Source organism: Kitasatospora sp. NPDC023120 (genome assembly GCF_055560835.1).
Map to the genome: position 1 here is coordinate 17,179 of NZ_JBVHHY010000051.1, position 13,287 is coordinate 30,465.

The following is a 13,287-nucleotide window of genomic DNA, read 5'->3' on the forward strand; positions in this document are numbered from 1 at the left end:
AGCACGGGTGGCGCGACTACCCGCAGGCCCCGCTCCACTACCCTGAGCGCGGGCGTGTCGCCGGTACGGCGGCATGGGTATGGCGGCACCGACGGCGGTCGGGCCGGGCGGGCGGGCGAGGGAGCGGGGCCGTACATGGCACAGGACGGGTCACACCACCACGGCGAGCGCACCACCACCAGACCCCCCACCCCCCTCCCCCACCAGCGGCCCGGCGCTTCCTCCCCCTCCTTCGACCTCCCCTCCTGGGCCTGCGCCCCGCGCCCCGAAGCCGAACCGGGCATCTACCGGCTCGGCTACCGCCGGATCGACCCGGATCGGGCGGAGGCGGCCAAGGTCGCGACCTGGCCGCTGCTGCTGCGGGCAGGGCTCAACGCGGTGGTGGCCTGGTTGGCCTTTGTGTACGGGGTCGAGTTCGCCACAGCGGGAACGACGATGATCGGTGTCCTTCCGTCGCAGTCGGCGTTCATCGCCACATCGGTGGTCCTGACTCTCAATGCCCTGGTGCTCGCCATCGTCATCAAGGTCTTCGGCCGGATGGGCCGCTGGCCCGAGGTGTGGCGCCGGTACGTCACGCCGTTGCTGTCGCGGACGGTGACGCAGGAGGAGCGCGCGGAGGAGGACGCCCCGGCGGTGGTCGAGGCGGCGCGGCGGCAGGATCCGTGGGACGGGCTGCGGCAGGGCGGTGCGGCCGAGGCGGCGGCGCGGCTCGACGCGGAGGCCGTGGGGGACGTCGACTACGTGCGGATCCAGCGGGCCTGGGAGTCCGCGCAGGCGGACCCGGTGTTCGTGCCCGCGTTCACCGGGCAGGTGGCGGCTCGCGGCGCCGCGGCCTTCGCCCACCCCTCCGAGGCGCGTGAGCTGCCCGGCCGCGTCGAGCAGCACGATCTGCTGCTCGGCCAGATCCGGCTCGGCACCGCGCAGGACGTGCCGAAGAACCCGTTGAGCCACCGGGCGGCCGGCTTCGCGCTGGACCCGACGCTGCTGGGCACTTCGGTGCTGGCGGTCGGCCCGGCCGGGACGGGGAAGACCGCGCGGCTGGCCCGGCCGGTGGCGGAGGCCCTGTGCCTGCAGGCGCTGGCCGGCACCGCCTGTGCGGTGGTGGTCGGGGCGGCCGATGCCGATCTCGGCCCGGACGCCTGGTACGACGTGGTGATCGCGCCCGGTGACCCGTCCTCGGTGTACGGGCTGGACCTCTACGGGGCCGCGCAGGACCCCGACGAGGCGGCCGCCCGGCTGGCCGAGGCACTGCTGCCGGACGAGCTGACCGCCCGCGCGGAGAACGCCCGCACCGCGCTGCAGCAGGTGGTGGGCCCGTTCCACGCCGCGTACGGCCGCTATCCGGGGGTGCGGGAGCTGCGGGCGCTGCTGGGTGGCGAGCCGGACGCGCTGGCGGCCCTGGTGAAGGCGCTCGGCACGGCGGGCCGGCTTGCCCTCCACGAGCGGGACCTGGAGTACCGCGAGCGCCAGCGCGACCGGGCGGACGACCCGGGGGCGCTGCTGGCGGACCGGCTGGCGCTGCTGGACCGGCCCGCCTTCGAGGGTGCCTTCGCGACCGACGGCACCGGCCGGCCCCCGTTCGCGATGCGGGTGCTTGACCACCCGCTGCGGGTGCGGGTGAAGCTGCCCGAGCGCAGCCACCCGGAGGCGGCGCGGATGCTGTCCCGGTTGGTGGTGGGTCAGTTCGTGCAGGCGGCCGGGGCACGGGAGGACCGCTCGCTCTTCGCGGGTCTGGTGGTGGACGACGCGTCGGCGGCGCTGGACGGCGCCGCGGTGCGCGGGGTGCAGCGGATGCGCGGCGCGAACGCGGGTGCGGTGCTGCTGCTGCGGACCCTGGTGGACCTGCCGGAGGCGCTGCGGGCGCCGCTGTTCGGCGCGGTCGGGTGCCGGATGGCGTTCCCGGGGATCGCGCCCTGGGACGGGCGGCTGTTCTCGGAGGCCTGGGGGACGCACCTGGTGCAGGAGACCGCGATCACCCACACCCCCGACACCTCCGGTGGGGTGATACGGCGGGCGGGGCGGGTCGGGCGGAAGGCGTTGTCGGGGACGACGGCGCAGACGGAGTCGGTGACGACGCGGGATGTGGAGCGGTTGCGGTGGTCGCCGTCGGATCTGGCGCACGCGTTGCCGGCGGGGCATGCGGTGGTGTCGTTGACGGCGGTGTCGGGGGAGCAGGTGCCGCCGCTGTTGGTTGATCTGCGGGGCTGAGCCGGGCCCGGGGGCGGAAGTCGCCTTCGAGGTGGATTCGGCAGTGCCGGTTGTCCGGGGCGTCCATAATGAAGGGGAGAGACCCTCATCAGTCCCACGTCCCTCTCCTCGCCCGGCCGCAATGGCGCGGTCAGGTCGATCCCCCGAAGGTGCCATGCCCCCCACACTCGCCTCCGTCGTCCGCAACAGCTCGCTCCATCTGACGGTTCTCGCCGGCGCGGACCATCTGGAGCGGCCGGTCCGCTGGGTGCACACCAGCGAGCTGGACGACCCGACGCCGTTCCTGGAGGGTGGCGAGCTGCTGCTCACCACCGGTATCAAGCTGGGCCGTACGGCGGCGCAGCTGCAGGCGTACGTGCACCGGCTGGCCGATGCCGGGGTGGTCGGGCTGGGGCTCGGGGTGGGGTTGTCGCACACCGAGGTGCCGCAGCCGTTGGTGGAGGCGGCGGCGCAGCGGGGGCTGCCGTTGCTGCGGGTGCCGGAGCCGACGCCGTTCATCGCGATCAGCAAGGTGGTGTCGGCGGCGCTGGCCGCGGAGCAGTACGAGGCGGTGACGACGAGCTTCGAGGCGCAGGAGGAGCTGACCAGGGCTGCTCTGGGCAAGGACGGCACGACGGCCGTGGTGCGCCGGCTGGCGGCGCGGCTGGGGGGCTGGGCGGCGCTGTACGACGGGTCGGGCGCGCTGTCGGTGGTGGCGCCGGACTGGGCGGCGCGTCGGGCCGGGCGGCTGGCGGCGGAGGTGGACCGGCTGCGTCGGCGGCCGGCGCCGTCGAGTGCCGCGCTGCAGGGGCGCGCGCCGGGCATAGACACGGCGGACGAGGACTACGTGGTGGTCCAGTCGCTGGGGGCGGACCGGCGGGCCCGGGGTTTCCTGGCGGTCGGGACCGAGGACCGGATCACGCCGACCGAGCGGTACGTGCTGAACGCGGCGGTGGCGCTGCTGACCCTCACCCTGGAGCGCTCGCGCGAGCTGCGGCAGGCGGAGGAGCGGATGGGCGCGGCGTTGCTGCGGATGGTGCTGGCCGGTGAGGTGGCGACGGCCCGGCAGGTGGCGGTGGGGCTGTTCGGCGGTCTGCCGGAGGGGACGATAAGGGTCCTGGTGGCCGGGGCGGGTGCGGCGACCGCGGATGCCGCGGAGGCGCTCGGGGAGCTGGGCGACCGGGCGGAGCAGGCGGGTGCCCGGGTGGGCGAGAAGCTGCTGGTGGCGCGGGAGGACGGTGCGCACGGGCCGCGGCTGATGGTGCTGGCGCTGGACAACGGTGCGGTGCACCGGGCGTGCCTGGGTGCGGTTGAGGAGCACGAGGGCCTGTCGCTGGGCGTCTCGGCGCCGGCCGCGCTGGAGGAGGCCGGGACGGCGCACGCGCAGGCCGAGCGGGCGCTGGCGGTGGCGCTGCGGGGCGGTCGCCGGTCGGTGGACCACGAGGAGGTCGGCGCGGGTTCGCTGCTGCCGCTGCTCGGGGAGGACGCGGTGACGGCGTTCGCGGAGGGGCTGTTGCGGCCGCTGCGGGAGCACGACCGGACGGCCCGCGGTGACCTGGTGGCCTCGCTGCGGGCGTGGCTGTCCCGACACGGTCAGTGGGACGCCGCGGCGGCCGACCTGGGGGTGCACCGGCACACGCTGCGCTACCGGATGCGGCGGGTCGAGGAGCTGCTGGGCCGCTCGCTGGACGACACGGACGTGCGCATGGAGCTGTGGCTGGCGCTGCGCTCCGGCGAGGAGTAGGCGCACTACCCGCGCACCATCCGCGCACCACAGGCGCACCATCCGCGCGCCACCTGCGCGCCATCCGCGCGGCACAGGCGAGGCCCGGCCCGGCAACGGATCGCCCGGCTGGACGCCGTGGAGTGCCTCCGGAGCCGAACACTCCTGGTCGGCCAATCCGGTCGGCGCGCCGACCGCCCTACCCTCGGGTTCTGGTCCCACGTCCGTGCGGGCCGTACGACGACGAGGAGAGGGCCGGTACCACGGTGACCACCACGTACGATTTCTGGCTCGCCGGCCGCCGGGCGAGCGGCGACGCCGACTTCGAGGTGCACAACAGCTGGGACGGCCGTCTGGTCGGCAAGGTGAGCATCCCGACCGAGGCCCAGGTCGAGGAGGCGCTGGACGCCGCCGTCGCCGCGCTGCCGGTGTTCGCCGCCACCCCGGCGCACCAGCGTGCCGCCGCCCTGGACCACGTGGCCAAGCGGCTGACCGAGCGCACCGAGGAGATCGCCCAGCTGATCACCGCCGAGAACGGCAAGCCGATCAAGTGGGCTCGCGGTGAGGTCGGCCGTGCGGTGTCGGTCTTCCGCTGGGCCGCCGAGGAGGCGCGCCGCACCAACGGCGAGACCATGCGACTGGACACCGACCCGGGTGGCGTGGGGCGCTTCGCGGTGGTGCGCAAGTTCCCGCGCGGTGTGGTGCTGGGCATCGCCCCGTTCAACTTCCCGCTGAACCTGGTCGCCCACAAGGTCGCCCCGGCGATCGCGGTCGGTGCCCCGATCATCCTGAAGCCGGCCCCGGCGACCCCGCTGTCGGCGATGCTGCTGGGCGAGATCCTGGCCGAGACCGACCTGCCGGCCGGCTCCTGGTCGGTCCTGCCCGTGCCGAACGACCGGATGCCGGCGCTGGTGCAGGACGAGCGCCTGCCGGTGATCTCGTTCACCGGTTCGGACAAGGTCGGCTACCAGATCATGGACTCGGTGCCGCGCAAGCACTGCACCCTGGAGCTGGGCGGCAACGCCGCGGCCGTGGTCCTCGCCGACTGGTCCTCGGAGGCCGACCTGGACTGGGCGGCCACCCGGATCGCGATGTTCGCCAACTACCAGGGCGGCCAGTCCTGCATCTCGGTGCAGCGGGTGATCGCCGACGCGTCGGTGTACGACGCGCTGGTGGAGAAGGTCGTGGCCAAGGTCAAGGCGCAGGTCACCGGTGACCCGAACGACGCCGCGACGGACGTCGGCCCGCTGGTCGACGAGAACGCCGCCAAGCGGGTGGAGTCCTGGGTGGAGGACGCGGTCGCCAAGGGCGCCAAGGTGCTGACCGGCGGCACCCGCGAGGGCGCGACCTACGCCCCGACCGTGCTGGCCGAGCTGCCCGGCGACGCGATCCTGGCCACCGCCGAGGTGTTCGGCCCGGTCCTGTCGCTGCACAAGGTGGACGGCGTGGACGAGGCCTTCGCGGCCGTCAACGACTCGGCGTTCGGCCTGCAGGCGGGCGTGTTCACGCACGACCTGCAGACCGCCTTCCGCGCCCACCGCGAGCTGCAGGTCGGCGGCGTGATCATCGGCGACGCGCCGTCCTACCGCGCCGACCAGATGCCGTACGGCGGCGTCAAGGACTCCGGCGTCGGCCGTGAGGGCGTCAAGTACGCGATGGACGACTACACCGTCGAGAAGGTCCTGGTCCTGACCGGCCTCGACCTCTGAGACACCGGTCTCCGAGGGGCTGCGCCCCGGGAGACCGACCGCCGCGGGGCCCGGTTCGACGAACCGGGCCCCGCGCGCGTTCAGCCGTCGTGCCCGGCCGCGGCGGCGACCGCTTCCTCGACGGTGGCGTTCCCGGCGACCAGCTCCAGGGTCATTCCGGCGGTGCCGGGCTCGTGCAGCAGGGCGGCCAGGACGGCGGCCACGTCGGCCCGGTCCACCGCGCCGCGGGCGACCGAGGGGGCCAGCCGGACCAGGCCGGTCCCGGGGCCGTCGGTGAGCCGCCCGGGGCGCAGCACCGTCCAGTCCAGCGTGGTGCGGGCCCGGACGGCGTCGTCGGCGGCGCCCTTGGCACGCAGGTAGGTCTCGAAGACCTCGTCGGCGGGGTAGTGGGCGGCGGCGTCGGCGTTCATCGCCGAGATCATCAGGTACCGGCGGACGCCGGCGAGTTCGGCGGCGTCGGCGAGCAGGACGGCGGCGTCGCGGTCGACGGTGTTCTTGCGGGTGGCGCCGCTGCCCGGTCCGGCCCCGGCGGCGAAGACCACCGCGTCGGCGTCGGCGAGCAGGTCGGCGAGTTGCGGGCCGGTGGCGGCTTCCAGGTCGAGCAGCAGCGGATCGGCTCCGGCGTCGATCAGGTCCCCGGCCTGTTCGGGGCGGCGGATGATCCCGGCGGGGCGGTCGCCGCGATCGGCGAGCAGCCGTTCCAGCTTCAGCGCGATCTGTCCGTGGCCCCCGGCGATGACGGTACGCATGGCTCCGACGGTAGCCCGCGGGTGCCGGGTCGTCCTGGGGAAGTCCTGGAGGTGGTCGCGGACAGGACACAATGGGCGCATGACTTCGCTCGCCCACCCGCAGCTGCGCTTCACGCCCACCGTGGCGGACCCCTCCGGCCCCCGGGAGCTGGTGATCCTCGGTTCCACCGGCTCGATCGGCACCCAGGCCATCGACGTGGTGCTCCGCAATCCGGACCGCTTCCGGGTGGTCGCCCTGTCGGCGGCCGGCGGCCGGGTGGAGCTGTTGGCCGAGCAGGCGCTGCAGCTGGGCGTGCACACCGTCGCGGTGGCCGACCCGGCCGCGGAGCCGGCGCTGCGCGAGGCGCTGGCCGCGAAGGCGGCGGGCCGTGCGCTGCCGGCCGTGCTGGCCGGCCCGGACGCGGCGACCGAGCTGGCGGGCATGGAGTGCCACTCGGTGCTGAACGGCATCACCGGGTCGATCGGGCTGCGGCCGACTCTGGCCGCGCTGGCGGCCGGCCGGGTGCTGGTGCTGGCGAACAAGGAGTCGCTGATCGTCGGCGGCCCGCTGGTGAAGGCGGTGGCGAAGCCGGGCCAGATCGTGCCGGTGGACTCCGAGCACGCCGCGCTGTTCCAGGCGCTGGCCGGCGGGACCCGCGCCGAGGTGCGCAAGCTGGTGGTCACCGCCAGCGGCGGCCCGTTCCGCAACCGCACCCGCGAGCAGCTGGCCGGGGTGACCCCGCAGGACGCGCTGGCGCACCCGACCTGGGCGATGGGCCCGGTCGTCACGATCAACTCGGCGACCCTGGTCAACAAGGGCCTGGAGGTGATCGAGGCCCACCTGCTGTACGACGTGCCGTTCGACCGGATCGAGGTCGTGGTGCACCCGCAGTCGGTGGTGCACTCGATGGTGGAGTTCACCGACGGCTCGACCCTGGCGCAGGCCAGCCCGCCGGACATGCGGATGCCGATCGCGCTGGGCATGGGCTGGCCGGACCGGGTGCCGGACTCCGCCCCCGCCTGCGACTGGACGAAGGCCGCCACCTGGGAGTTCTTCCCGCTGGACGATGACGCCTTCCCGGCGGTCGAGCTGGCCCGCGAGGTGGGCACCCTGGGCGGCACCGCCCCGGCGGTGTTCAACGCGGCGAACGAGGAGTGTGTGGAGGCATTCCTGAAGGGCCGCCTCGCCTTCACCGGAATCGTGGACACTGTTGCCAAGGTCGTCGCCGAGCACGGACAGCACGACAGCGGGCCGGCCGCGTCGGGAACTTCCCTGACGGTGGAGGACGTCCTGCACGCGGAGGACTGGGCGCGCGCCCGGGCCCGCGAGCTGGCGGCGGGCTGACGGCCTCGAACGCGGTACGACGAGACGATGAGCGGAGCGGCATGACGGAGGAGCAGCGGTGGCAACGGTGATGTGGGTGGTCGGCATCCTGGTCTTCGTCATCGGGCTGCTGATCTCGATCGCCTGGCACGAGCTCGGCCACCTGTCCACGGCCAAGCTGTTCGGCATCCGGGTGCCGCAGTACATGGTCGGCTTCGGTCCGACCCTGTGGTCGCGCCGGAAGGGCGAAACCGAGTACGGCATCAAGGCGATCCCGTTCGGCGGGTACATCCGGATGATCGGGATGTTCCCGCCGGGCGAGGACGGACGGATCACCAAGCGCAGCAGCTCGCCCTGGCGCACCATGATCGAGGACGCCCGCGAGGCCTCCTACGAGGAGCTCCAGGAGGGTGACGAGCGCCGGCTGTTCTACACCCGCAAGCCCTGGAAGCGGATCATCGTCATGTTCGCCGGGCCGTTCATGAACCTGATCCTGGCGTTCGGGCTGTTCCTGACGGTCATGATGGGCTTCGGCGTCTCCATGAGCGTGCCGACGGTCAGCACCGTCGCCCAGTGCGTGGTGAAGGCGGGCCAGCCCGTCGACAGCTGCCCGGAGGGCGCCCCGCAGACCCCGGCCGCGCAGGCCGGGCTGAAGGCGGGGGACAGGATCCTCTCCTTCGACGGCGACCGGATCCGGACCTACGACCAGCTCCAGGAGGACATCCGCAAGTCGGCCGGGAAGAGCGTCGACGTCCTGGTCGAGCGGGACGGGCAGCAGCTCACCCTCAAGCCGACCATCGCGGTCAACGACGTGCAGAAGTACGACGGCAACAAGGTCCCGATCAAGGGCCAGACCGTCCAGGCCGGGTTCCTCGGATTCACTCCTGCGAGTGGCGTGGTCCGGCTGGACTTCGGTCAGTCCGTCGACCGGATGTACGACATGGCAGAGAACGGGGTGAAGTCGCTGGTCGCCCTGCCCGGCAAGATCCCCGGGCTGTGGAACGCCGTCGTCGGCGACGCCCCGCGCGACCCGGACTCGCCGATCGGCATGGTCGGCGCCGCCCGGGTCAGCGGCGAGGTGTTCTCGCTCCACGAGTCGGCCACCCAGCGGGTCGCGATGTTCGTGAACCTGCTGGCCGGCATCAACCTGTCGCTCTTCCTCTTCAACATGCTGCCGCTGCTCCCGCTGGACGGCGGCCACATCGCCGGAGCGGCCTGGGAGGCGGTCCGCCGCCGCCTCGCACAGCTGTTCCGGCGGCCCGACCCGGGCCCGTTCGACGTCGCCAAGCTGATGCCGGTGGCGTACGTCGTGGCCAGCATCTTCATCGGCTTCACGCTGCTGGTGATGGTCGCCGACCTGGTGAACCCGGTGAAGATCGGCTAGGGCGTTCGGGTACGGCGGGTGTGCTGGGGCCCGTCGCCGTGCCGTACCGTGGAGGCCGGGTGCGCGATCGTCAGCGCGCCCGGCCTCGGCCGTCCCAACGGCCGGGCGGTCGATCACACCTCTACCCCGGGGAACCCTGCGCACATGACCGCGATCTCGCTCGGTATTCCGTCCCTGCCGCTCAAGCCGCTGGCCAAGCGCCGCTACTCCCGGCAGATCATGGTCGGCAACGTGCCGGTCGGCGGCGACGCCCCCGTCTCGGTGCAGTCGATGACCACCACCGTGACCTCGGACATCAACGCCACGCTGCAGCAGATCGCCCAGCTCACCGCGTCCGGCTGCCAGATCGTCCGGGTCGCCGTCCCCTCCCAGGACGACGCCGACGCGCTGCCGATCATCGCCAAGAAGTCGCAGATCCCGGTCATCGCGGACATCCACTTCCAGCCGAAGTACGTCTTCGCCGCGATCGACGCCGGCTGCGCCGCGGTGCGCGTGAACCCGGGCAACATCAAGGCCTTCGACGACAAGGTCGGCGAGATCGCCAAGGCGGCCAAGGACGCGGGTGTGCCGATCCGCATCGGCGTCAACGCCGGCTCGCTCGACAAGCGCCTGCTGGAGAAGTACGGCAAGGCCACCCCGGAGGCGCTGGTCGAGTCCGCGCTGTGGGAGTGCTCGCTGTTCGAAGAGCACGACTTCCGCGACATCAAGATCTCGGTCAAGCACAACGACCCGGTCGTGATGATCAACGCCTACCGCCAGCTCGCCGCCGCCTGCGACTACCCGCTGCACCTCGGCGTGACCGAGGCCGGGCCGGCCTTCCAGGGCACCATCAAGTCGGCGGTCGCCTTCGGCGCGCTGCTGGCCGAGGGCATCGGCGACACCATCCGGGTCTCGCTGTCCGCCCCGCCGGCCGAGGAGATCAAGGTCGGCAACCAGATCCTGGAGTCGCTCGGGCTGCGCCAGCGCGGCCTGGAGATCGTCTCCTGCCCGTCCTGCGGTCGCGCCCAGGTGGACGTCTACAAGCTCGCCGAGGAGGTCACCGCCGGCCTGGAGGGCATGGAGGTGCCGCTGCGGGTGGCCGTCATGGGCTGCGTCGTGAACGGTCCCGGCGAGGCGCGCGAGGCCGACCTGGGTGTCGCCTCCGGCAACGGCAAGGGCCAGATCTTCGTCAAGGGCGAGGTCATCAAGACCGTCCCCGAGTCGAAGATCGTCGAGACCCTGATCGAGGAGGCGCTCAAGCTCGCCGAGCAGATGCAGGAGGCCGGCGTCGAGGCGGGGACGCCGACCGTCGTCGCGGGGGAGTGAACCGCTCGTAGCGGGTCCCGATGACGCGAGGCCCGCGACGATGGCGTGGGGTGTCCGCGAGGACGCGGGGAAGCCCGCGTGAAGTTTTCCGGAAGCGGGGCCGTCCGTTCGCGGACGGCCCCGCAGCCGTAGCCGGGTGGGGCCACGGAGTAGGGTGCGGCCAGAGTCGTCTCAGTGAGGTGCTGTCTCGATGCTCGATCGAGGTGTGATGCTCCCGAGCTCCTTCCAGGCCGCCCGGGCCCTGGCCACCACCCGCGTGCTGGAGCCGCCCGACCTCGAGGACGCCCTGGAGATCCTCCACCGCGACCCGGTCGCCAACGCCTTCGTCGCGACCCGGGTCGAGGCCGTCGGGTTGGACCCGTGGCGGCTCGGCGGCGAGATGTGGGGCTGGTACGACGGGGACGGCGTCCTGGACGCCCTCTGCTACGCCGGCGCCAACCTCGTCCTGGTCTCCGCCGGACCGGAGGCGGTCGCGGCGTTCGCCGAGCGGGCCCGCCGGCAGGGGCGGCGTTGCTCCTCGATCGTCGGGCCCGCCGCGGCCACCGCGACGTTCTGGGCGCTGCTGGAGCGCAGTTGGGGACCGGCCCGGGAAGTCCGGGGCCACCAGCCGCTGATGGCGACGTCGGTGCCGTCGGCGGAGATCGCGCCGGATCCGCTGGTGCGGAGGGTGCGGCGCAATGAGGTCGAGACGCTGATGCCGGCGTGCGTGGCGATGTTCACCGAGGAGGTCGGGGTGTCGCCGCTGGCGGGGGACGGGGGGCTCCTCTACCAGGCGCGGGTGGCCGAACTCGTGTCCACCGGGCGGTCGTTCGCGCGGTTCGGGGAGGACGGGGAGGTCGTCTTCAAGGCGGAGATCGGGGCGGTGACGGAGAGCGCCTGCCAGATCCAGGGCGTCTGGGTCGCGCCGGAGCACCGGGGGCGGGGGCTGTCCGAGACGGGGATGGCGGCCGTCCTGGACATCGCGCTGCGGGAGGTGGCGCCGGTGGTGTCGCTCTACGTCAACGACTTCAACCTCCGGGCCAGGGCGGCTTATCGGCGGGTGGGGTTCCGGGAGGTCGGGGCCTTCATGAGCGTGCTGTTCTGAGGGTCACTGCGCGGAGGAGCTGCTGTGTTCGGATCTTCGGCCGCGTCGGGGGACGGCTGGTAGTAACGTCCGGAGCATGGATCAGCTGACCGGGGTGACGATCGAGGCCATCGACCTTGCGGCTTGGGCGGCGCAGGCGCTGGAGGTCCAGGCGGTGGCGTTCGGGCTCACGCCCGAGGAGGTCGCGGTACGGCTGCACATCGTCGGGCGGCACGCCCAGCAGCCGGGGGTGATCGCGTTCGGGGCGATGAGCGGGGGGCGGCTGGTCGGCTTCGGGTACGGGATGCCCAACCGGCGGGAGCACTGGTGGAGCACGGTGATCGAGCCCTACCTGGCCGCCCGGGGGTACGGGGACTGGCTGGACGGGGTGTTCGCCGTCACCGAGCTGCACGTGCTGCCGGAGTTCCAGGGGCAGGGGGTGGGCTCGCGGCTCATCCGGACGCTGTGCGAGCGGTCGGGGCTGGACCGGAGCATCCTCTCGGCGATCGACGCGGAGACGCCGGCGCGGAGGCTCTACCGGGCTTTGGGGTACCGGGACTTGGCGCGGGCGGTGCGGTTCCCGGCGACGGACCGGCTGTACGCGGTGATGGGGGCTCGGTTGCCGTTGCGGGGCGTGGGGGGTTAGGGCCGGGGGCCGGGGTTCGGGCCGGGGTTCGGGCCGGGGTTCGGGGTTCGGGCCGGGGTTCGGGCCGGGGTTCGGGCCGGGGTTCGGGGTTCGGGGTTGGGTGAGTGTTTTGGGCGGGCGAGGTGTTCAGAGGGAGCCGGCGAGTTCCAGGTAGAGCTCGGCGTCCTGGTGGCGGTCTGCGGTGAGGGCTCGGAGGGCCAGGTCGACGGAGCGGAAGAGGGACCACCCGCGGAGGCGGTCCTGGTCCACTTCGAGGGCGTCGGAGAGCTGGTGGAGGCGGCGGCGGACGGCGGCGGGGACGCCGGGGGAGCCGAGCAGGGTGTCGGCACGGTCCAGGGCGAGGCGGGCCAGGTCGTAGGCGCGCTCACCGACGACGGGGCGCGGGTCGATGGCCAGCCAGGGGGCGCGGTCGGCGGCGAGGACGTTGCCGTGGTGGAAGTCGCCGTGGAGGAGAAAGGACTCGTCGGCGGAGTCGGTCAGGCTCCGGGCGGTGTCCAGGGCCTCGGTGATCAGCGCCTGTGCCGCGGTGGCGGCGGGGTGAGGGCGGTGTTCCGTCAGCCGGGCCGCGGTGGCGGCGACCTGCTGGGCGAGGGTGGGGAAGGGGTGCTCCCCGGGGAACTCCACCCAGAGCCGGTGCAGCAGGCTGCTGGCCTCCAGCATGGCCTTGGGCTCGGCCAGGGAGCGCAGCGGGATCTCGCCGTGGAGGCGCTCCAGGAGGAGGACGCCCTCGGAGGGGTCGGCGTCGAGGAGGAGGACGGCTCCGCGACCGGCCCAGTGGGTGAGGGCGGCGTGCTCGTGGGCGGTCTCGGGGGTGAGCAGACCGGTCTTGAGGACGGCGGGCGAGAGGTCGTCGCGGTGCACGTACGCGATCAGGCTGAGGCTGCCGCCTGGGTCGAGGACGCGTTCCAGGGTGAGGTTCCAGCCGGAGAGGTGGGCGGCTGCTCTGGCGGGGAGGGTGGCGAGCCATTGGCGGCCGGCTTCGCCGTGGGTGGCGGTGACGGTGCTCGTCAGCCAGGTGGGGACGGTGATGGTGGGTTCGGCTCCCGACATGGGTCCATTGTCGGGGTTTCGCTGCGAGGGGCTCGGTGAGTGGGCCTCGGGAGGGTGGGGGGCTTTCGGGTGGGTGGGGGCTTTCGGGAGGGTGGGGGGTGCCGGGGGCGGCTCCGGGGGTGGTCGCTCCGAGGGGCTGGATGATTTTCCGACTGCCGGTGCTGTGGG

10 protein-coding genes are annotated in these 13,287 nt (G+C 73.3%); 8 read left to right on the forward strand and 2 right to left on the reverse strand.

What is annotated here, in order from left to right; translation table 11 throughout:
* The first annotated feature begins 135 nt into the window (after window positions 1–135).
* The 3 genes from ACZ3TI_RS38945 (at window position 136) to ACZ3TI_RS38955 (ending at window position 5,619) form a co-directional block, all read left to right on the forward strand.
* Entirely contained in the window at window positions 136–2,208 is a 2,073-nt protein-coding gene (locus ACZ3TI_RS38945) for an ATP-binding protein (RefSeq protein ID WP_465735011.1), read from the forward strand.
* 154 nt (window positions 2,209–2,362) lie between these two features.
* Window positions 2,363–3,931 carry a PucR family transcriptional regulator gene (locus ACZ3TI_RS38950; RefSeq protein ID WP_465735013.1) on the forward strand — a complete coding sequence of 523 codons (1,569 nt, stop codon included), beginning with the start codon at window positions 2,363–2,365 and terminating at the stop codon, window positions 3,929–3,931.
* 245 nt (window positions 3,932–4,176) lie between these two features.
* Complete coding sequence (locus tag ACZ3TI_RS38955; RefSeq protein WP_465735015.1) at window positions 4,177–5,619, forward strand: aldehyde dehydrogenase family protein; 1,443 nt, start codon at window positions 4,177–4,179, stop codon at window positions 5,617–5,619.
* A gap of 80 nt (window positions 5,620–5,699) precedes the next feature.
* On the opposite strand, the gene ACZ3TI_RS38960 is transcribed toward ACZ3TI_RS38955, so the two are convergent.
* Window positions 5,700–6,368, reverse strand: a complete 669-nt coding sequence (locus ACZ3TI_RS38960; RefSeq protein WP_465735017.1) for an NAD(P)H-binding protein — start codon at window positions 6,366–6,368, stop codon at window positions 5,700–5,702.
* A 79-nt stretch (window positions 6,369–6,447) separates the two neighbouring features.
* Here ACZ3TI_RS38960 and dxr point away from each other — a divergent pair, with 79 nt between their 5' ends.
* The 5 genes from dxr (at window position 6,448) to ACZ3TI_RS38985 (ending at window position 12,069) form a co-directional block, all read left to right on the forward strand.
* The gene (gene dxr, locus ACZ3TI_RS38965) at window positions 6,448–7,692 is read left to right on the forward strand and encodes a 1-deoxy-D-xylulose-5-phosphate reductoisomerase (protein ID WP_465735019.1); all 1,245 of its coding nucleotides are present in this window, start codon (window positions 6,448–6,450) and stop codon (window positions 7,690–7,692) included.
* 58 nt (window positions 7,693–7,750) lie between these two features.
* Complete coding sequence (locus ACZ3TI_RS38970; protein WP_465735021.1) at window positions 7,751–9,055, forward strand: M50 family metallopeptidase; 1,305 nt, start codon at window positions 7,751–7,753, stop codon at window positions 9,053–9,055.
* Between the two features lie 144 nt (window positions 9,056–9,199).
* The gene (gene ispG / locus ACZ3TI_RS38975; protein WP_465735023.1) at window positions 9,200–10,360 is read left to right on the forward strand and encodes a flavodoxin-dependent (E)-4-hydroxy-3-methylbut-2-enyl-diphosphate synthase; all 1,161 of its coding nucleotides are present in this window, start codon (window positions 9,200–9,202) and stop codon (window positions 10,358–10,360) included.
* Window positions 10,361–10,568: 208 nt separating this feature from the next.
* Window positions 10,569–11,444 (forward strand): GNAT family N-acetyltransferase, encoded by an 876-nt coding sequence (locus ACZ3TI_RS38980; RefSeq protein WP_465735031.1) that lies wholly within the window; start codon window positions 10,569–10,571, stop codon window positions 11,442–11,444.
* A 76-nt stretch (window positions 11,445–11,520) separates the two neighbouring features.
* On the forward strand, window positions 11,521–12,069 hold the full coding sequence (locus tag ACZ3TI_RS38985; protein WP_465735025.1) for a GNAT family N-acetyltransferase: 549 nt from the start codon (window positions 11,521–11,523) through the stop codon (window positions 12,067–12,069).
* Window positions 12,070–12,195: 126 nt separating this feature from the next.
* Here ACZ3TI_RS38985 and ACZ3TI_RS38990 read toward each other — a convergent pair whose 3' ends face one another.
* Window positions 12,196–13,119 (reverse strand): aminoglycoside phosphotransferase family protein, encoded by a 924-nt coding sequence (locus ACZ3TI_RS38990; protein ID WP_465735027.1) that lies wholly within the window; start codon window positions 13,117–13,119, stop codon window positions 12,196–12,198.
* Window positions 13,120–13,287 lie beyond the last annotated feature (168 nt).